Annotated in this window: 12 protein-coding genes and 3 pseudogenes; 6 read left to right on the top strand and 9 right to left on the bottom strand. The window is 69.0% G+C overall.

The window, feature by feature from the left end:
- The first annotated feature begins 1 nt into the window (after position 1).
- Entirely contained in the window at positions 2-628 is a 627-nt protein-coding gene (locus ABZ861_RS21040; protein ID WP_361632498.1) for an IS630 family transposase, read from the top strand.
- Between the two features lie 186 nt (positions 629-814).
- On the opposite strand, the gene ABZ861_RS21035 is transcribed toward ABZ861_RS21040, so the two are convergent.
- The 5 genes from ABZ861_RS21035 to ABZ861_RS21015 all read right to left on the bottom strand — a co-directional run bounded on the left by ABZ861_RS21035 (position 815) and on the right by ABZ861_RS21015 (position 10,685).
- Positions 815-1,933, bottom strand: coding sequence for a serine hydrolase domain-containing protein (locus tag ABZ861_RS21035; protein WP_361632240.1), 1,119 nt, complete (start codon positions 1,931-1,933; stop codon positions 815-817).
- An 89-nt stretch (positions 1,934-2,022) separates the two neighbouring features.
- Positions 2,023-3,144 (bottom strand): histidine kinase, encoded by a 1,122-nt coding sequence (locus tag ABZ861_RS21030; protein WP_361632238.1) that lies wholly within the window; start codon positions 3,142-3,144, stop codon positions 2,023-2,025.
- Complete coding sequence (locus ABZ861_RS21025; RefSeq protein WP_361632236.1) at positions 3,141-3,800, bottom strand: response regulator transcription factor; 660 nt, start codon at positions 3,798-3,800, stop codon at positions 3,141-3,143. Before ABZ861_RS21025 ends, ABZ861_RS21030 begins: the two co-directional genes overlap by 4 nt.
- A 466-nt stretch (positions 3,801-4,266) precedes the next feature.
- A complete protein-coding gene (locus ABZ861_RS21020) occupies positions 4,267-7,578 on the bottom strand; it encodes a ricin-type beta-trefoil lectin domain protein (protein ID WP_361632234.1) in 3,312 nt (1,103 codons plus the stop codon).
- Between the two features lie 269 nt (positions 7,579-7,847).
- Complete coding sequence (locus ABZ861_RS21015; RefSeq protein ID WP_361632232.1) at positions 7,848-10,685, bottom strand: ricin-type beta-trefoil lectin domain protein; 2,838 nt, start codon at positions 10,683-10,685, stop codon at positions 7,848-7,850.
- A 471-nt stretch (positions 10,686-11,156) separates the two neighbouring features.
- Between ABZ861_RS21015 and ABZ861_RS21010 the strand changes: the two genes are divergently transcribed.
- The 3 genes and pseudogenes from ABZ861_RS21010 to ABZ861_RS21000 all read left to right on the top strand — a co-directional run.
- Positions 11,157-11,477, top strand: coding sequence for a hypothetical protein (locus ABZ861_RS21010; RefSeq protein ID WP_361632230.1), 321 nt, complete (start codon positions 11,157-11,159; stop codon positions 11,475-11,477).
- Positions 11,474-12,451 carry an ABC transporter ATP-binding protein gene (locus ABZ861_RS21005; RefSeq protein WP_361632228.1) on the top strand — a complete coding sequence of 326 codons (978 nt, stop codon included), beginning with the start codon at positions 11,474-11,476 and terminating at the stop codon, positions 12,449-12,451. Before ABZ861_RS21010 ends, ABZ861_RS21005 begins: the two co-directional genes overlap by 4 nt.
- Before the next feature lie 102 nt (positions 12,452-12,553).
- Positions 12,554-13,072, top strand: a pseudogene (locus tag ABZ861_RS21000) (ABC transporter ATP-binding protein); the annotation flags it as partial.
- Here ABZ861_RS21000 and ABZ861_RS20995 read toward each other — a convergent pair.
- On the bottom strand, positions 13,001-13,636 hold the full coding sequence (locus ABZ861_RS20995) for a TetR/AcrR family transcriptional regulator (RefSeq protein ID WP_361632226.1): 636 nt from the start codon (positions 13,634-13,636) through the stop codon (positions 13,001-13,003). The pseudogene ABZ861_RS21000 and the gene ABZ861_RS20995 sit on opposite strands and share 72 nt — an antisense overlap.
- A gap of 155 nt (positions 13,637-13,791) precedes the next feature.
- On the opposite strand from ABZ861_RS20995, the gene ABZ861_RS20990 reads away from it, so the two are divergent.
- The gene (locus ABZ861_RS20990) at positions 13,792-14,955 is read left to right on the top strand and encodes an agmatine deiminase family protein (RefSeq protein ID WP_361632224.1); all 1,164 of its coding nucleotides are present in this window, start codon (positions 13,792-13,794) and stop codon (positions 14,953-14,955) included.
- Between the two features lie 305 nt (positions 14,956-15,260).
- On the opposite strand, the pseudogene ABZ861_RS20985 reads toward ABZ861_RS20990, so the two are convergent.
- Positions 15,261-15,548, bottom strand: a pseudogene (locus tag ABZ861_RS20985) (hypothetical protein); the annotation flags it as partial.
- Between the two features lie 525 nt (positions 15,549-16,073).
- On the opposite strand from ABZ861_RS20985, the gene ABZ861_RS20980 reads away from it, so the two are divergent.
- Positions 16,074-18,668, top strand: coding sequence for a DUF5127 domain-containing protein (locus ABZ861_RS20980; protein WP_361632222.1), 2,595 nt, complete (start codon positions 16,074-16,076; stop codon positions 18,666-18,668).
- A gap of 233 nt (positions 18,669-18,901) precedes the next feature.
- Here ABZ861_RS20980 and ABZ861_RS20975 read toward each other — a convergent pair whose 3' ends face one another.
- Positions 18,902-20,083, bottom strand: a complete 1,182-nt coding sequence (locus ABZ861_RS20975; protein WP_361632496.1) for an IS701 family transposase — start codon at positions 20,081-20,083, stop codon at positions 18,902-18,904.
- A 278-nt stretch (positions 20,084-20,361) separates the two neighbouring features.
- Positions 20,362-20,443, bottom strand: a pseudogene (locus tag ABZ861_RS20970) (IS5/IS1182 family transposase); the annotation flags it as partial.

Genomic DNA, 20,443 nt, shown 5'->3' with positions numbered 1-20,443 from the left:
AATGACCATCACAGGATCATTCGGGGGAAGGTACGCCCTTCGCGTGCCAGCCCGAGGCCGATCCACAGGTCTTGAGCATTGCTGCGGTGGAGAAGGGGAAGTCCTCTTCGCCGATCAGGTCGGGGTCCGCTCGGATCGGGTCACCGGCCGCACCTGGGGCGCCAAAGGCACGACGCCGGTCGTCCGCCGCACCGGGAACCGGTTCTCCGTGAACGCGATGTCCGCGATCAGCACGAAGGGCCGGATGCATTTCATGGTCTTCACCGAGTCGTTCGACGCGAAGGTCGTGTGCCGCTTCCTGGACCGGCTTGTCGGGCACTTCGACCGCAAGGTCCACCTGATCGTCGACCGGCACTCGGCCCACCGCTCGAAGACCGTCCGGACCTGGCTCGCCGACCATAAGGACGTGATCGGGCTGCACTTCCTGCCGTCGTACTCACCCGAGCCGAACCCCGACGAGCTGGTCAACGCCGACCTCAAACGCAGCCTGCCCCACGCCCACCGGGCCAGGAGCCAGGCTGAACTCGCCGCCGATACCCGCAGGTTCTTCCACCGTCGACAACGCCGGCCCCACATCGTGCGGGGACACTTCGGCGGCCGACACGTCCGCTACGTCCTCGACGAGTGAATCCCATGAGTTTCTGATCAATACTCGGCACCGCCGTTGCAGGCGTCAGTGTTCCAGGAACCGCGTAAGGCATGACAGGAACTGGTCAGCGGCATCGGCGTGGAAGTGCTGTTCTCCACGGCGCGTGTCCAAGCAGCGCGTCTCGGCGGGAATCCCGAGACTATCGGCAGAGTTCTTCGACGCTGGTCACCGCAGATCCCGGATCAGCCTTCCCAAAGCTGCATCCACCCTGTCCTCGTCGAACTCCTCAGAGCCCACCAGCAGTGTCACCGAGCGCGAGCCGTTCCCGGTGACGGCGTTGCGGAGCTTGTGCCCGGTCTCCATGAAGCCGCTGTGGCCCCAGGTCACGAGCCCGTTCTGCTCGTAGCGCTCGACGCCCAGGCCGTATCGGCCGCCCTCGCCGTCGGCCACGGTCCGCTTCATCTCGGCCATCTGGGCCGCAGGAAGCAGTCGGCCACCCATCAGAGCGGTCCAGAAGGCGGTCACGTCCGCAGCGGTGGAGACCAGCGCGCCGGAGGCGTCGGAGCCGGAGACGTTCCAGTCGGTCCAGTCACACAGCTTTCCGCCGCGCTCGACGTAGGCCCGCAGTTCCGGTGACGGGAGCGTGGTGCGATCGCCGGGCCAGGAGGTGTGCCGCAGGCCGAGGGGGTGGATGATCCGCTGTCGGATCTCGGTGGCGATGCTGTGACCGGTGACTTTGGTGACGATCAGGCCGGCCAGGTTGTAGTTGGTGTTGGAGTACGAGAAACCGGAGGCGGGCCGGTCCGTGGGCGGGGGGAGCTTGAGTGCCTGCCGGACCGTCCAAAGGGGCTCGAAGTGCTCCCAGCGATGGGCTGTTTCGTTTTCCCAGTAGGGAGCGTCCAGGTAGTCGGGCAGGCCGCTGGTGTGCTGCAGGAGCTGGCGTACGGTGATGCGGCGGCCGTCGTAGTGCTCGGTGCGGATGAGGCCGGGCAGATAGTGGTCGACGCTGTCGTCGAGCCGGATCCGACCCTCGGCGGTGAGTTGCAGGACGACGGTGGCCACCCATGCCTTGGTGTCGCTGGCGATCCGGCTGTGCTCGTCGCCGGTGACCGGACGGTGGTTGAGGAGGTCGGCCAGGCCGACACCACCCTTCCAGGCACCGCAGCGTGGACTCTCCAGCGCCACGCTGATACCCGCAGCCCCGGCGCCGCGCAATGACTTCAGCGCCGACTGGAGAGGCCGGGTGTCGCACTGCGGGGTGGTGACGGTGGCGGAGACCGCAGGGGTGGCCAGCATCGATGTCAAAATTGCCAGGGCCAGCGCCAGGCTCTTCCTGCGTCGCATGAAGCTCTTCTCCTCGAAGGGTCGGAATCGGGCTGTCTGTCGCCACGATCTCCGTCCCGGCGGGGTGCCCGGTATCCGCCGGGTCGGGGTCAGTTCCCCGGCGACCGGCGGGTGTCGTAGGGAATCCGCATTCGCACCTGGTATCCCCCGTCCGCGGCCGGTCCGGCCTCCAGGAAGCCGCCCAGCGTCTCGGCGCGTTCCCGCAGTCCGATCAGCCCGTGCCCCGAGCCGGGCAGCGGCAGTACCGGGCGGGTGGCGGGCACGTTGGTGACGGTCACGCCGCAGGCGTCGGGGTCGTGCCACAGGCGTACGGCCGCGGTGGCGCCGGGCGCGTGCTTGCGGACGTTGGTGAGGGCCTCCTGGACGCAGCGGTAGACCGCGCGCTGCGCCGGGGCGCCGAGGTCCGTGGGCAGGGCTCCGGTCAGCTCGGCCTCGATGCCGCCGGCCGCGACGAGCCGGTCGAGGTCGGTGAGGGTGGGCTGTGGGGTGAGCTCCGTCGTACGGCCGCCGGAGACACGCAGCAGAGCGACCATGTGGCGCAGTTCGTCGAGGGTGTCCACGCTCAGCGCCCGGATCGTGCGGGCGCCCTCCCGGGTACCGGGGTCCTTGGCCGCCACCTGGAGCGCACCGGCCTGCACGGCGATCAGGCTCACCTGGTGCGAGACGACGTCGTGCATCTCACGGGCCAGTTGGGTGCGTTCGCGGGCGAGGACCCTCTGGGCGTGCAGCAGGCGCTCGTGCTCGCGGACCTCCTCGATCTCGGCGAGGCGGCGGCGCAGGTCCCGGCGGGCCTGGACGAGCCGGCCCAGCAGGACGGGTGAGGCGGCGGTGGCCAGGGTGTAGAAGAAGTTGACGGCGGTCCAGGTCCGCTCCCCCGAGAAGACCTCACCCGGCGGCCAGGGCAGGACGTCGGCCAGCGCGAACAGCAGCGCGCACAGGGTCAGGGGACGGCGTGCGCGAGCACGCGCGGCGAGTGTGAACAGCGCGGCGAACGGAGCGAACACGAGGTCCAGCGCGAGGGTGGCGGGGACGGTGAGCAGAAAGACCGCGAGCGGGAAGCGGCGGCGTACGGTCAGCGCGGCACAGGCCAGGACGGCCAGGAGGACCGTGACCGGTGAGGCACCGCCCTCGTCCCACAGCGCCACCACGGCGTCAGCGGCGGCAACCGCGACCACCAGTGCGCCCACACCCCACGACCGCGCGGCGGTCACCGCTTCGGCCCCTGATCCATGAGCAAGCCGGCTCGCTGGGCAAGCAGCGCGGCCTGGACCCGGCTGCCCACCCGAAGTTTGCCGAGGATCGTGCTGACATGGTCCTTCACCGTGCTCGGGCTCAGATGAACACGGGCCCCGATCTCCCCGTTCGACAATCCCTCGGCGACCAGGACGAGAACCTGACGCTCCCGATCGGTGAGGCGCCCGACCCTGGCCACACCCTCGTCCGCCTCCGGGTGCCCCCGCAGCACCGCGTGCGATGCCTTGGGCGACAGCACCACGCCGCCCGCGGCAAGGGTGCGCACCAACTGCGCCAACTGTTCCGGCTCGGTGTCCTTCAGCAGGAAGCCTGCCGCACCGTTGCGCAGGGCGGTCAGCACGTACTCGTCGGTGTCGAACGTCGTCAGCATGGCCACCACGGGCGGCTCGGGCAGCGCCCGCACGGCACGCAGCACGGTCAGCCCGTCGACGTCCGGCATCCGGATGTCGAGCAGCAGCACGTCCGGGCGCTCACGGCGCACCGCCTCGACCGCCCCCGCACCCGCCGCGGTCGCGACGACCCGGACGTCGTCAGAAACACTCAGAATCAACTCGAACCCGGAACGGACGAGCGCCTCGTCGTCCACGACCACCACACGAATCACTCGAGACATCCACAGAGGCTACGCCGCCATGTCAGGAGCCCGGCGGCACAGCACCCGGTCGGCAGGGCGGCACCCGCCGACCGGCGGGGGCAAGTCCACCAGGGCACGCATTGCGCTCGCCGCAACAACCGTGATTTGGCTGTGTGGGTACTGGCAGCCGATTCGACGTCCTCGGCCGCCTGGCATGTGACGAGGGAAAGGCGGGGAGCGGCACTGAGTATCGGTACGGGATCAAAACCTCAGTGAGAACCTCCCCGATGACCACCGCCGTTCTATGGCCCAGCCGCAGGGGCAGCCACCCTACGGCTGGCTGAGTGCGGGCATTCATCCACGATGCCCCAGCCTGGAACGCGGATGGCGAGGCGCCTGATCGGCCCCCGGCACGGATGGCAGGTGCTCCCCGGCGAAATTGGCGCGCCGTGTGCTGCGCCGACCCCAGGAGGCGGGACGGCGCAGCACACGGGTTTGGACGGGCCTACAGGATGGGACGAGCAGCCCGGGGGCGGTAGGCGTCATGTTGTGTGGGCGTGCTCGCGGCAGGTGCGGTGGCGCCGGGCTGTGACCAGTGCTGGCCGGGGCTGTTGTAGCAGTCCCACAGCCCGAGTAGCGCGCCGTTGTTCGTCGTGTTGCCGGGGTCGTCGAGGCAGCGGCCGGAGGCCGGGTTGCGGTACCCGCCGTTGTAGGGAACCCACTGCTGGTTGGGCGTACCGGTGCAGTCCGCGAGTTGCATTTTCGTGTTGTTGGCGGTGCCGGCGCCGACGGTCTCCATGCATTTGCCCAGGGCGCGCAGCGTGCGGTCCGTGTACGTGGACCAGGTCTGGTTGGTGCCGCCGTTGCAGTCCCACAGCTCAACCGGGGTGCCGTTGGCGGACGAGCCGCTCGTCACGTCGACGCACTTGCCCGTGATCGCGGACCTGATCGGGCCGGTGGCGTCGGGTGCCGGGCTGAATCCCGGCAGCGACCACACCTGGGCGACGGTGCCGTTGCAGGTCCACAGTTCGAGTTGCGTGCCGTTGGCGGCGGCCGCACCCGGATCGTCCAGACAGCGGTTGGAGACGGGGTTGCGGTACCCGCCGTCGTAGGGCTGCCATTGCTGGTTGGTGCCGCCGTTGCAGTCCCATAGTTCGAGCGGCGTGCCGTCGGTGGTGCCGTGCGTGGTCGCGTCCAGGCACTTGCCCACGGCGTGCAGCGATCCGTCGGAGTAGGCGGACCAGACTTGGTTGGTGCCGCCGTTGCAGTCGTACAGCGTGACCGGGGTGCCGTTGGCGCTGCTGCCGCCGGGCAGGTCGATGCATTTGCCGGCGATCGCGGACTTCACCGCACCGGTGCTTCCGGCTACTGGAGGCTGCGGTGCGGGCACCCACGGATCGACGATGTTCCAGGTGGTGTCGGTCACGTAGCCGTTGCGGTTGTCCTGCGGGGTGGGCGAGGTGCCGCCGCCTTCCTGGCTGATCCATACCTGGCCGGTGCTGTTGCGCAGGAACTTTCCTGGCTGGCTCCAGGACAGCAGTGAGGCGCCACTGCCTGTGTTGCCCCGTGCGGCGCAGAAGGTGGCGTCCGCGGCGAACGTCGAAGTCCCGTCGTTTTGATCCTTGCCGACTCGTGAGTTGGTCTGGTGCAGGAAGTCACCGGGGTAGTTGTAGGACTCGAAGGTGTAGCACGCGTTGTTGGCCAGTCCGGGGCGGACGATGAATGTGGCGTCCTGTTTGTCCAGGTCGGAGCTGATGGTGGAGGTGACCGCCAGGCCGCCCTGGTGGCGCAGGTAGTAGCCGGTGGCGCCGGCGGCCTGAAGGGAGACGCTGGTGTTCAGCGGCAGGGTGACCTGCTGTGCCGTGAGGTTCTTCGATGCGGCGATCAGTTCCAGGTTGGCGGCTCGGACCGCGGTGACATCGATCTTGACGACCTGCCGGTCGTAGGTCATGAAGCCGTTGCTTTCGGTCTCCACGTCGGTGGGCTGGGTGTAGACGGCGGCGTTGAGACCTCGGGTGGCCATCAGGTTCTCCAGCGCCTTGGACTGGCCCAGGAAGCGGCTGGTGAGCGCGGCGGAGTCGGGCTGCATCTCGTAGGCGAAGCCGTGGCCCGGCTGGTACTCGTGGCCGGGGACGATCAGCCCGAGTCCGCCGTACTCACCGAGCACGTTCGCCCGGGAGTTCGGCGCCGGCGAATCCGGCCCGGGATAGGTGTGGTAGTCCAGAACGTCGCCGTTCCCGCCGTCCTGGCCGCAGCAGTTCACCCCGCTCATGTTCTCCACCAGCCTGCTGGGGTCCCAGCCCCTGACCGTGGTGGCCACGCGGGCCGGGTCGTAGTAGCCCCAGTTCTCGTTCTCGTCGATCCACATGATGATCGAGGGTGAGCTGAGGTGCTGATTGACGATCGTGTGGAACTCGTTCTCCCACTGAGTGGCGGCAGCGGTGTCGGGTGTGTTGGCCATGGAGGGCATGTCCTGCCAGACCAGCATGCCAAGCTTGTCCGCCCAGTAGTACCAGCGCTGAGGTTCGACCTTGATGTGCTTGCGGATCAGGTTGAAGCCCCAGCTCTTCTCCTGCTGGATGTCCGACTTGAGCGCGTCGTCCGTGGGCGCGGTGTAGATGCCGTCGGGCCAGAAGCCCTGGTCCAGCATGCCGCTTTCGAAGAGGAAGCTGCCGTTGAGCAGGATCCGCTGGACGCCGTCGACGGTTGTCACAGCGATGGAGCGCATGCCGAAGTAGCCGCCGACCGTGTCACCTCCGCCGCCGCCGGTGAGCGTGACCGTGATGTCGTAGAGGAAGGGGTCGTCGGGGCTCCACAGGTGCGCGTTGGGGACCGGGACCCGGATCGTGCCGTCGATACTGCCGGTCGCAGTACCCACCACGGCTCCGCCATTGGGAAGCGAGGCGGTCACCTGCGCACCTTGGCCGCTGGTCCCGGCGCCGCGCACGATGACGTCAAGCGCCCCGCCGGGGACGTCCGGGATCATGTCGAGGCGGCTGATGTGCGCGGCATTGACGGGCTCTAGCCACACCGTCTGCCAGATGCCCGAGGCGGCGGTGTACACGATTCCGCCAGGCTGGTTTCGCTGCTTGCCGACCGCGCCGCTGCCCGCGTCGGTGGGGTCGTAGACGCCGACGATGATTTCGTTCGACCCGCCGTGCAGAACGGAGGTGATGTCGAACGAGAATGCGTCGTAGCCGCCGGTGTGGGTTCCGACCTGGGTGCCGTTGACCCAGACTGTGGCTTGCTGGTCCACCGCACCGAAGTTCAGCAGGATGTGCCGCCCGTTCCAGGAGGCCGGTACGGTAAATGTCCGCCGGTACCACATGCGGTCCTGGTGGCGTCGAATTCCTGAGAGCGCGGACTCGATCGGGTAAGGGACGTTGACCCGCTCCGCCAGGGTCTGGCTGACGGGAGGGAGCTGGCCGGGGGTAGCGTTGTCGAACTGCCATTCGCCGTTGAGGCTCTGCCAGTTGCTGCGGGTCATCTGCGGCCGGGGGTACTCAGGCAGCGGGTCGGCGATCACCGCGGTCGCCGCAGCCGTCCACGGCGTGGTCATCGGCGCGGGCTTCGGGGCCACCGACGGCGCGTTCCTGGCGGCCGGCGCGGCAGCCGGCTGCGCGGCCCCTGAGTGCGTCGCGCTGGCGGTGGCCTTCGGGACCGCCGCAGGCGTCGCCGCGGTGGTCTGGGCCCGCGCGGGCGCCGCCAACAGCAGCGCGGGCACCACAGTTGCCAGCAGTGCGACGACCAGCGCGCAGGAAACCGCGCGTATGCCGCGCCACCGGCCAGGGGCGCCCAGGAATTCATGGGGGAACATGGATCCACCTTCCGGACAACATATTCGGCGGAACAGGACACGCCGCGCGTTGTCGCGGGGACCTGCATGCGGCTCGGGCAGACCGGTGAGGCCCGGCCTCCACAGGCCGCGGAAACGGGTGTGGAAGCCCGAGCAGCGGCTGGTGCGCGGCACGCCAGCGACGGCACACCGGGTCCGGGGCCGCAGCGGGCTTCGCCGCCTGCTGCCACCCGTCGGGCGGGCTCACGCGGAGCCCGTCCGACGCGCTCCGACACAGTGAGGGCGCTCTCTTAGGGGGTTAAGGTTCCCCCGCCGTGCCCTACGACCCTCGGGCCCGGCGAGGAGTGAGGTGGCTGTGAGGAGCGTTGCCAGATCTGGTTGGCCTGGCCGTTGCAGGGCCAGATGTCCAGGGCTGCACTGTCGGCGGTGCCGTGGCCGACGACGTCCAGGCACTTGCCGGAGGCGACGTTGACGACGCTGCCGTCGGCGCGCACGCGCCACTGCTGGTGAGCGCCGCCGTTGCAGTCCCAGATCTCTACCGGGCTGCCGTCGGCGGTGGCGCCGCCGGTGACTTCCAGGCACTTGCTGTCGTAGACGGTCAGCTCGTTGGTCGCGGTGGCGGTCCACGTCTGGTTGCTGACGCCGGTGCAGTCCCACAGGGCTGGCTGGGCGCCGTTGGACTGGCTGACGGCTGGGACGTCCACGCACCGCCCGGACTCCAGCCCTCTCAGCGGACCGGTCTGCGTCGAGCGGGTCCACGCCTGGTTGGGGCCGCCGTTGCAGGCCCAGATCTCCAGCAGAGTGCCGGGGGTAATGCCGCCCCCGGTGGCGTCCAGGCACTTGCCGGCGTTGGGGTTGACCACGGTGCCGTCGGTGTTGACCTTCCACTGCTGGGCGGCGGTGTTGTTGCAGTCCCAGATCTGCACTGCGGTGCCGTCGGCGGTGGCGCCGCCGTTGACGTCCAGGCACTTCGCTCCGCCGTAGACGGTCAACTGGCCGGCGGGGGTCAGGGTGAAGGTCTGGTTGGCGGCGGCGTTGCAGTCCCATAGTGCGACGTGCGTGCCGTTGGTCTGGCTCGCGGCCGGCACGTCGACGCACAGCCCTGATGCATCGCCCTTGAGGAAGCCAGCATGGTTGCCCGGCGGGTTGGCGGTGACGGACAGGTTGTCGAACAGGTCGGTCTGGTAGCCGACCACACCGATGCCGACCTGCCCGCTGGTGTAGGCGCTGTCGGTCGCGGTTCCTGCCGTGGCGCCGTCCACGGTCGCGGTGATGAGGTCGCCGGAAAACCCGAGACTCAGGGTGTGCCAGGAGCGGGTGCCCAGGCCGCTGCGGGTTCCGGAGGCCAGCCTGGCGGAACCGCCCCCAGGGAACGTCTTGACGATGGACCAGGCGCCGGAGTCGGCTATCTGGAACTCGTAGGCGGCCTGGTGGCTCTGCGGGCGGTTCTGCGTACCCACGCGGCCCAGCAGCTTGACGGTCCCGGCCTGCTGCAGGTCGGCATCGGCCTTGACCGTGTAGTCCGACCAGGTGGGGTCACCGAGCAGGGAGAAGGCGTCGGAGTCGTCCTGCCACTCGATCGGCCTGACCGGCGCCACCTGCTGCACACACTGACCCGTGCGGCCGTCGGTGCACGGGCGGGCCTCGAAGGCGCCCTGCATATCGGACAGGTACGTGGCCTCAGCGCCGCTGATAACGTCGTCGAAACTATCCGCGTACGGCAGCGCGAGGGCGTGTGCGGTCGGCGCGGTCGCGGTGCCCTTGCCCTGACCCGTAGTGGTGCTGACGGTGTAGATCCAGCCGGGCTGCAGCGTCAGCTCGTACGACCCCCCGGAGGGGGTGATGTCCTGGGTGTGGACGAAGTCCGTCGCGACGCTGGGGCTGTTGACCCTCGTCGCCCACACGCGGACCGCCCCAGTGGGCAGACCGCCCTGGACGTGCACGTTGACCGTCTGCGCGGCGGTGGCGGTAGTGGTCTCCAGCACGGTGGAGTAGTCGGACCCATTGGGGGACTTCAGCGTGACGTAGCTGCCGTTGGACTCCGCGCCGCCGAGATAGCCCGAGGCAGAGTCGATGAACTTCCAGCCCGGCTGGGTGAACTGGGTGATCTGCGCGGTCGCCCAGGTGTCCTCGCCTATCGAGTAGTTGCCCGACCAGGGCGAGTTGGCGGTGGCCAGACCCACCGTGTGATATGGAAGGTTGGGGTAGATCGCGGCCACCAGGGGCCAGTTGAGATAGGCCGTCATTCGAGCGTCGGTGTAGCCGCGCACGATCGAGCGGATCAGTGCGGGCGCGCCGGAGTCCATGTCGAGCGAGCCGTTTTCCGACGCCCACAGCGGCTTGCCGTTGTTCTGGGCCGCGGTGGAGGAAGAGCAGGTGAAGGCGTTGCCACCGTCCCCGCCCTCGCAGGGGTAGTGCGCCCCTATGACGGAGACGGCGTTGTTGAAGGCCGTGTTGTTCGCCATGTCGTCCGCAACGCCCCAGCCGGAGTCGTCGCCGACAATCTGCACGCTGCCGTAGCCGGCGTTGTTCAGAGCAGAGCGCAGCTGGATGTACCAGCTGACGTCATGGCCCTTCTCGTTCCAGCCGCCAAGGTAGCTGATGGTCAGGCCGTGCTGCTTGGCGCAGCCCAGCCAGGAGATCAGGTAGTTGATGGTGTCGGTGGACCAGAAGCCGCCGTTGATCCATCCGGGCGCGGCCCAGGCCAGGCCGTAGAGTTTGATGTTCGGGTTGCGGGCCTTGGCCTGTTCACCGAGCCAGAACTCATAGCCGGCGTTGCAGTTGATCTGGCCGCGGGTGTGCTCGATTGAGGGCTCTGCGCCGTCGGTGGAGTTGGCGTCGCCGCCGATCTCCAGCTTCAGCAACTGCAGGTTCGCGCCGTAACCTGGCTTGAACAGGTAGTCGAGTAACTGCGACTGCTGGGCGGCCGGGTAGTCGCGCAGCAGACGGGAGTTGCCTCCTCCGCCGCTGATCGCTCCGATGCCGTCGAACGTGCGGCCGCCTTGCGATCCGTCCACGGTGACGGAGGTGGTGGTCGCCGCGCGTGCGGCCGGTGCAGTCACGCCCAACAGCGCGGCCAGCAGTGCGCACAGCCATAAGGGCGTGAAGGATCTCAGGAGTCGTTGCATGGCATGGTCCTTCGCCTGTGGGGGGGGGCAGGACGGTCGTCAACACAGGGCCTGCGATCACCAGGAGTCCCTGAACTCAAAAGGAGCTGCGCGCCAGTGTGCAGTCGTGTTGGAATCGCCGTCAAGGTCCATACCAAAGAAACAAGTTCCAACTACGACGTCCGGGTCTGAGACAGAACTCCGTATCCCACCCTGGTGGCCCCGCGTAGCCGGTACGGGCCTGATACCCCACTTCGGCCACATACGTGATCCAACACGGACCGGCAGGCACACGCGCAGGCACGACTCCAGGTGATCACGAAGCGTCGAGTCCGCTGATCACCACGGCGGAAGAGGGGGTCTGCCACGTCGGGCTTGCGCCTTGGGGCCAACTCGCCGAGAGTTGCGTCTGGTGGATGCCGCGCAGCACGAACTCGTCCAGGCGCGCCGGAGAGCCGTGAGGCGATCGCCGAACATATGCAGCCGACACTGATGATCCAACTGGCCGCCTTCCTCCAGAAGCACCCCGACGGAGCCGCGGACTCGAAGGCCTTGATCGAACAGGCAGGGCGGAAGTCGGGGGCCACGCCTGGGTTCCAGGCGAACGCGACCGGCAACACCAACAGCCAGGTCATCATCTCGGGCGACTCGATCAGTGCCCGACTGAGGCCGCATGGTCTTCGACGGGCAGACCATCCATCGCGGCTACCCGCTGTCCGGGTCCTGCCCTGCGTGCTCATCGTGCTGACCGTCGTCGCGTGCAACGTGGTTGGGGAACGCTGGGCCGACCGCGTCGCCGGGAGAGACCGATGAACACACTCGACATCCAGGGCCTGCGGATCGCCCTGCCCGACAGCGCCCGCCCGGTCCTCGACGGTATCGACCTCACCGTCGGCGCCGGCGAGACCGTTGCTCTCGTCGGCGAGTCCGGCTCCGGAAAGACGCTCACCTCACGCAGCGCACTGCGGCTGCTGCCGCCGGCCGCCCTCACCGAAGGCGCCGTCCGGGTCGACGGCCACGACGTGCTCACCATGGACGCCGGGCAACTGCGCACCCTGCGCACCGGCACGGTCGCCATGATCTTCCAGGACCCACGTGCCGCCATCAATCCGCTGCGCCGCATCGGTGACTTCCTCACCGAGAGCGTCCGGCTGACCAGGACCATGAGCCAGACGGACGCCACTGCCCGGGCCTGGGAACTCCTGGAGGCGGTGGGTCTGGACGCCTCCGCCCTGCACAAGTACCCCGGCCAGGTGTCCGGCGGCATGCTCCAGCGCGTCATGATCGCCGCCGCCCTCATGGGAGACCCGGCCCTCCTGCTCGCCGACGAGCCCACCACCGCGCTGGACGTCACCACCCAGACCGAGATCATCGTCCTCCTGAGCCGGCTGCGCGAACGCTTCGGCACCGGGCTGCTGTTCGTCACCCACGACCTCGACCTCGCCGCGGCCATCAGCGGCCGGGTCTACGTCATGTACGCGGGACGGATCGCCGAGAGCGGCCCCACGGAAGTCCTCTTCGCACACCCCCGTCACCCGTACACGGCCGCCCTGCTCGCCTCCACCCCACGGATGGAAGGCCCCCTGGGCCGGCTCGCCGCCATCGACGGTCAGCCCCCGGACCTGCGCCAGGGACTGCACGGCTGTGCCTTCGCCGCCCGATGTCCCCTCGCGACCGAAGTCTGCGAGCAGGAGGCACCGCAGGCGCTGCCCGCCCCGGGCAGGCCGGAACACCAGGCCGCATGTCACCACAGCGACCGGCTCGAAGGGAGCGCCGTCGATGCCTGAGAACGTCCTGGTCGTCAAGGGCCTGCGGCGGACCTTCGGAGCTGTGCGCGCCGTGGACGACGTGTCCTGGGCCTCCACTTTCCCGAGCGGGACCCGGAGAAGCGCATACGCGAACTCCTCGACCAGGTGGGCCTGGGAACCCGCGCCGCCGACGCACTGCCGCGCCAGCTCTCCGGCGGTCAGCGCCAGCGCGTGGCCATCGCCCGGGCCCTGGCCGTCGAGCCCGCCGTACTCGTCCTGGACGAAGCGGTCGCCCCACTGGACGTGTCGGTGCAGGCGCAGATCCTTCACCTCCTGGCCGACATCAAGGAGGAGACCTCGGTCGGATACCTGTTCATCACCCACGACCTGGGCGTGGTCCGGTGCGTCACCGACGAGATCATCGTCATGCGCCACGGTGCCGTCGTCGAGGCAGGCCCCACGGCCGAGGTGCTCGCCGCACCCCAACACCCGTACACACGGCTCCTCTTGGAGTCCGCTCCCCGGCCCGGCTGGGACCCGGAAGTGATCTCGGCCGCCCGGCGGGCGCTGCAGCCAACCGTGACCGGCTCAGGCACCGGCCGCGAGGGTGAGGACGAGGGTCCGCAGGACCGGCCCGGTATCGAGTCCCGGGTCCAGTGACTCCGCGGCGGCGAGGCCGTCGACGGCGGCGGCGACGGCCTCGCCCAGCGGCCGGGGATCGAGCCGGCCGCCCCGCTCGTCGGCCAGGACCTGGAAGAGGTCGACGAAAGCGGTGCGCCAGCGCCGGTACTCGGCTTCCAGGGACTCCCGCACCCGATCGTCGTTCAAGGCGTGCCAGTGCAGCGCCGAGTGCAGGTGCGCGAGGTCCGTGCCCTCGGGCCGGCCGAGCAGATCGACCACGCGATCTGCGCGCTCGGCGAACGTGCCGGGTGCGGAGACCGCCGCCTCCAGCGGGGAGATCCACTCGGGGCGGATGTCCTCGACGACGGCCAGGATGAGATCGGTGCGGTCCTGGAAGTGATAATGGCACATTCCGTGCGAAACCCCGCACAGTGCCGCCACATTGCGGGTGGTGAAGCGCTCGCTCATCTCACCCGACAGCAGGGTCCGTGCGGCGGAGATCAGCCGCGCGCGGGTCTGCTCGCCCTTCGCCGACACCCGCGACCGCCCCGGCCGGGCAGGAGGAGGGGAGAGTTTCTGGGGGCCCTTCGCCGATGCTGCCATGACGTCACTCTAACGACCGCCCCGGCCTCCACCTGCGGTGTTGCGTGAACTTACGGGATCCGTCGTCCTCACTGTTGACCGAGCGCTCGGTCAGTTCTAGGTTTCAGGCTCCCACCGCGCCACGGCGGGGGACGGACACGACCAAGGAGATCCACGTGAACGAGCAGGCAGAGAACCAGCCCCCCGGTGGGGGTATGGGCAGGCGCGGGTCCCTCGCGGCGGCGGGGCTCACCGCCGCGGGCGCGGCCCTCGCGGCGACCGAAGGGCGGGCCCTGGCCGCGTCGCCACGCGGCCAGGCCGCTACAGCCGGCGCCTTCAGCGTCCCGATCGAGGACGTCCGCCACACCCGCACCTGGATGGCCTGGCCGGACAGCACCTCGATCTGGGGCCGCAAGCTGCTCAGCGGCGTCCAGGCCGACATCGCGCTGATCGCACGGACCATCGCCAAGTACGAGCCCGTCATCATGTGCGCCAACTCCGGCAGCGCGGCAGGCGCCCGGTCGATGTGCGGGTCCTCGGTCACCGTCATCAGCTCCATCCCGGTCGACGACTGCTGGATGCGCGACAGCGGCCCGGTCTTCCGCACCAACGGTTCCGGCGGCCTCGACGCGGTCGGACTGAACTTCAACGGCTGGGGCAAGAAGCAGACCCACGCCAAGGACGCCCTCGTCGCCGGGCGGATTGCCGCCTACGTCGGCGTCCCGTTCACTTCCGCGGGCCTGGTCGGAGAGGGCGGCGCGATCGAACAGGACGGCGCCGGCACCCTGATGGCGACCCGCAGCAGCCTCATCAGCACCAAACGCAACCCCGGCAAGTCACAGACGCAGCTCGAAACCGCCATGTGCGCCGCGTACGGCGCTTCCGAGGTCATCTGGTTCGACGGCGTGTCCGGGCAGGACATCACCGACGACCACGTCGACGCCACCTCGCGCTTCCGCGCCCCCGGACAGGCCCTCGTCCAGATGCCCTTGGCGACGGACACCGACGCCTACGCCAAGGACGCGCGCCAGGAGTACCAGATCCTGTCCGCCTCCACCACGGCGAGCGGCAGCCCGATGTCGGTGAGCCAACTCCAGGGCCCCGACTACCACAAGATCCGCTCCACCGACCGGAACTTCCTCGCCTCCTACGCCAACTACTACGTGTGCGATGGCGCCGTCATCTCCGGCCAGTTCGGCGACACCCAGGCCGACGCCGCGGCCAAGGCCACGCTTTCCCGGCTCTACCCGGGCCGGGTCATAGAACAGCTCAACATCGACCGTCTCGGCACCGGCGGCGGCGGAATCCACTGCGTCACCCAGCAGCAGCCCGTGCCGTAAGAGATGAGCGCACGGAGACCGAGGACCGCAGGCAGCGGCCCTCGGGAGCGTTCCGTCAGCGGCCCGGGCGGAGAGGCGGACCACTGCCTGCTCCGGCTGGGCCTCACCGCCGGGCCTGTCCGCCGGCCCGGCGGACAGGACGAACAGTGGGTGGGAGCCTGCGCCATGTGCGGACGACACGGCGCGCTTGGCCCAGCTCGACGTCTGGCTCACCACCATGCGCACGACCCGTCGGTTCGGCATCACCGCGTTCATCCGCTGGACCAACGCGCGCCGCCTGACCTGCCAGCTCGATGCCCCCGAGTGAAGAAGGGGTGGTCGACCGCGTCGGCCCAGGTCGTCGCGTCCCCCTGGTTGGCGTTGACGGTGAAGAAGTTGTTCCCGTCGAGGTAGAACCTGATCTGCTCCGGCGACACCGAGCGGTCGATCTCCGCCGAGCGGCTGTGGAAGCCGGTCTGGCAGTCGGCGCAGGCGCGTTCGCCCGAGCCGATGCCGGTCGACTCGTTGCACGGCCCGCCCGGGTTCACGCCGCAGTGCAGGGTGCTGAAGACGGAGGTGCGGCCGTTGATGTCCTCCATGATGTCGACCTCGCCGGACTTCGGCGGGACGGGGGGTGTTGGTTCATGGGGGTCTGTGCGGAGGGGACGCTATTGGACCGGACCAATGCCGTCAAGGTTGCGGAGCCGACTACGGCGAAGAAAGGCACATCTGCAGGCACCCTCGACGGGCATCCTGGCCTTCGAATCCACGGCGAGGCTGATCACCTGGCGGTCTTTCTCGCGATCGTCAGATCTGCCGTCGGTTTTCGGACTCCCGCCACGGCAAAGAACGTCGTGGAACCTGACCTCGGGAGCGGTCGCTCGGCCAACTTTCCTCAAAGGTATAGACATGAGCAGCACTGGGTGGTCTTCTGCTGCTTGAAGCGACCTTTTGCAACGTTGAAACGGTTGTCTCGGCAACTGTCTGCGTCTTCACCTTGCTCGGCAGTGCACAGCTCTCCGCTCGCAGCCACCGCGCCTCACACGGGTTGGCGCCACGGCCCTGAGCCTCGAACCAGCGCCCCGAGAGTTCAACCAACTGTCCGTCACCCCCCCCCACCGAAACGGAGAGCGGATCGCATGGTGGATCCCGCAGCCTCCAGCACCCCCCGTCCCGGCCGTCGCCAGCTTCTGCGCTGGAGTGGTGTACTGACCGCCGCCGCGGTCACCGGCGGGCTGTCCACGGCGGGCACCGCGCGTGCCGCCCAGCCTCCTGCCGTCCAGCCCCTCGCTGCTTCCACCTTCAGTCCTCTGCGCCCGCCGGCCGTTCCGCTGGCCGTGCGCTCGCCTTATCACTCCACGTGGGTGCCCGCCGACAACCTGGCCGGGACCTGGGCCACCTTTTGGACCGGGCACGTCACCGCTCTGTGCGGCCTGGCCAGGATCGACGGCGCGGCCTACGTCTTCGCCGGGTCACCCGCACTGCCCGGCGGTCCCGCCCTGACCACGATGCAGCAGCTCTCGCTCCAGCTCACCGCTACCCGCTCGATCTACACCCTCAGCGGCGGCGGAGTGACCCTCACCGTCACCTTCTTCTCCCCGGTGGATCTGGGGAATCTCCAGCGCCAGTCGGTGCCGCTCAGCTACATCACCGTGCAAGCTGCAAGCAACGACGGGCGGCCTCACAACGTCGACGTCCATGTCGATGTCTCCGGCGAGTGGGCACACGGCAACATCAACACTCCGATCACCTGGGCGCAGCAGCAGTCCGGCCAAATGACCGTCCTTAGCGCCCAGCCCGCCTCCCCGGCAGTGCTTCGCGAAGACGGCGACCAGGCCGCCTGGGGACAACTGGTGCTCGCGGCACCCACCGGCAGCGGCACCAGCTGGCAGATCGGCCAGGACACCGTGGTGCGCACCGCCTCGGTGAGCGGCGGACGTCTCTCCGGCACCGTGGACAGTGCCCAGCCCAGGGCGATCAAGGACCGCTGGCCCGTGCTGGGTTTCCACCGGGACTTCGGCACCGTCAGTCCCGGTACCTCTTCCGCTGCCTTCACCCTCGTCCTGGGTCATGTCCGCACGCCCGCCGTGAGCTACCTCGGCACCCCGCTCCAGCCCTGGTGGACCCACTACTGGGGCCAGTGGACAGACATGGTTGCGTGGTTCAGCGCCGATCACGGCGCTGCGCTAACCGTCGCCACCGCTCTCGACCAGCGCATCCATGACGACGCGGTCGCCGCCGCGGGCGGGGGCACCACGGGTGAGCACTATGCCGCTGTCTGCGCTCTGGCGCTGCGGCAAGCCGTGGCCAGCGCGGAGCTGGTGGACCGGGGCGGCAGCCCGTGGGCGTTCCAGAAGGAGATCTCCTCCAGCGGCAACATGTCGACCGTGGACGTGGTGTACCCGACGTTCCCGGTGTACCTCTACCTCTCCCCCGACTATCTGCGGATGCTGCTGGAGCCGCTGCTGGACTACCCGGAGCACGGCGGCTGGCCCAACTCCTTCGCCGAGCACGACCTGGGCCGGTCCTACCCCAATGCGGACGGCCACGACGACGGCAACGAGGAGTCCATGCCGGTTGAGGAGTCGGCCAACATGCTCATCATGGCCGCCGCCGTCGTCCAGAGGCTGCCCGGGGCAGACGCCAGCGCCTTCGCCCGCGCGCACTACCCCATCCTGCGCAGGTGGGCCGAGTACCTGTCCGCTAACGCCCTGGACCCGGGCTACCAGAACCAGACCGACGACTTCACCGGTTTCATCGCGCATAGCTCCAACCTGGCGCTCAAGGACATCATCGGCATCGGCGCCATGGGCGTCATCGCCACCGCCGCAGGCAACACCGCTGACGCGGCCCGCTACTCCGCGTTGGCCCGCAGCTACATCAGCCGTTGGACGACCCTCTCCGAGGATTCCTCGGGCCAGCACCTCAAGCTCGCCTACGACCAGGACGGCACCTGGAGCCTGAAGTACAACGGCTTCCCCGACCGGCTGCTCGGCCTGAACCTGGTGCCGGCGGGCACCGAGGCCCGCGAGGCGTCCTGGTACTCGGCGCACGCCGGGACGTACGGAGTGGTCCTCGACCCGCGCAACGACTACACGAAGGCCGACTGGGAGCTATGGACCGCGGCCTGGCTCGCCGATCACCCCGCCACCCGCGACACGCTGGTCAACGGCGTCTACGACTTCGCCGACAGCACCGCCCAGCGGACCCCCTTCACCGACTGGTACGTGGTCGCCACCGCCGCCCAACGGGGGTTCGCGGCCCGGGCCGTGGTCGGCGGGGTGTTCGCGCTGCTGCTGCCGCCGGCCGCCTCCGGCACCCTCTGGCGCCGGATCCAGAACCGCAACTCGGAGAAGGTACTGGCCGTCTCCGGGATGTCCCTGGCCGACACCGCCGAAGTCACCCAGTACGCCGACAACGGCACCGCGGACCATCTGTGGACGCTCATCGACAACGCCGACGGCACCGTGCGGATCGCCAACCGCAACAGCGGCAAAGTGCTGGCGGTGCACGACCAGAGCCTGGACAACGGCGCGCATGTGCAGCAGTACCAGGACAACGGCACCCCAGACCATGTCTGGCGGATCGTCGACGACGGCGACGGCTGGTCGAAGATCGTGAACGTCCGCTCAGGGAAGCTGCTCGCCGTCGACGGGATGTCCGGTGCGGACGCAGCCCAGGTCACCCAGTGGGAGGACAACGGCAGCGCCGACCACCTTTGGCGGTTCCTGTAAACCCTGTCCCGTCAGGAGGGCCAGCCATGTCCGTCCATCCCCTGTCCGGAATCCTGCTAGTACTGCAGCAGCGTTTCGCTGTCTGGCTTGGTCAGAGGCATCGTCGGGAGTGTAGAGGGCTGCTGGCATGTCAGGGGCGGTCTCGCCGGACCGCTCCTCCAACGAGTGGCATCGGCGTGGGTGGTGACAGTGCCGGGCTATGGCCTGACGCCTTCGCCGCCGTCGCGACCATCTCAGCGCATGGATGCGAAGTAGCGGGCGGGGCCGGTGCGCGGGGCCAACTGCCAGGAGCTGGCGGACTTCTGCCACGGTGAGCGGAACCAGGGTGGAACCGTTTCTGCATCCCCCTTTGCCGCCGCCTGTGCGGCCGTGGCCGGGAGAAAGGCATGCGCGAGCACGGCCAGGGTGATGTGCCTCATCCAGCCGACATAGCGGCGGACTTCGTACTGGTCCAGGCCGCACTCGTTCTTCGCGGCCTGGAAGCGTTCCTCGATCGCCCACCGGAGCCCGGCAACACGCACGAGCCGGTCGACGCCGGCGCCCACCGGGGCGTATGCGAGGTAGGAGGCGATCTGATCGGGTCTGCTGACACGGCGCCGGGCCAGCGCCCAGCGGTGATGGCTGGGCCGCTCACCGTCGAAGTCCTCGATCACCGGGAGCTGAACGGCCGCCCCGTCATACACGCGCGGGCCCTTGGCGCCGTCGCCGCACGAACGGTGCTCCCACGCCTCATCCGGCGCCTGGCCGAAGAGAGGGTCGATCCGGCCGAAGCGGGGCGCCGGCTGGGACTTCGGGACGGCGAGCACGTAGCCGACTGCGGCCTCTTCCCGCATCCGGCGAAAGCGCCGCTCCTGGCCGTAGGCGGCATCCGCGGTCATCCAGGCGATCGGCAGCGGGGAGGCCAGTGCGCGCAGCACCATGGCCCTGGCCGGCTCCGGTTTGGTGGCGAAGCCCCTCTCGTCGGGAATCTTGGCGGCCCGGCGGCGTTCGCGGTCGTCCGTCCAGGACTTGGGCAGATACAGCTCGCGGTCCACCAGGGCGCGTGCGCGGGTGGTGGCGTAGGCGGCGAAGACGCCGGTCTGACAGTTCTCGGTGCGGCCGGCGGTGCCGGAATACCGGCGCTGCACCCCCGCGGAGGCGGTGCCCTTCTTGACGAAGCCGGTGTCATCGAGGAGGAGGACCCCGTCGGCCTCGCCGAGCTTGTCGGCGACGTGTGTCTGCAGATCGTCGCGGACGTCGTCGGCGTTCCAGGTGGCTTCGTTCAGCAGCCGTTGCAGGCCGTCGGGGGTGCGGTGGCCTGCGTGTTCAGCCAGTTGCCAGCCGTTTTTACGGCCGACCGGGCCGAGCAGGGCGCGGACGTGGTCACGCATGCGGCGTCGCAGGTCGGCGCGGCCGAAACGGTGGCCGATCCGCAAGAAGAGCTCGTCGAGTTCACGGTCCCAGGTCGCGTCGGCAAGGCCGTCGATCACGCGGGGAGGCTGCCCTCGTCCCGCGCAGACAGTTCTCGATGCCACTGGTTGGAGGGCCGGTCCGGCAAGACCGCCCCTGATATGCCAGCAGCCCTCTACACTCCCGACGATGCCTCAGGCCAAGCCAGACAGCGAAACGCTGCTGGAGTACTAGGTCACTGCATGCCTCCATCCGGCCGGTTCACCCCGCCTCGGCGATCGCGAACATCACTGAGCCTTTTCCATCATCGGTCTGAGCTGGCCAGATGCAGGGTCACGACGGCTCGGACGAGGCTTGTGACGCGAGTGGTCGAGCACCGCAGCTTG

The sequence above is a fragment of the Streptomyces sp. NPDC046985 genome (assembly GCF_040644415.1).
Classification (GTDB): domain Bacteria; phylum Actinomycetota; class Actinomycetes; order Streptomycetales; family Streptomycetaceae; genus Streptomyces.
The sequence above is the reverse complement of the archived record's forward strand: the minus strand, read 5'-3'. Positions and strand labels throughout refer to the sequence as shown.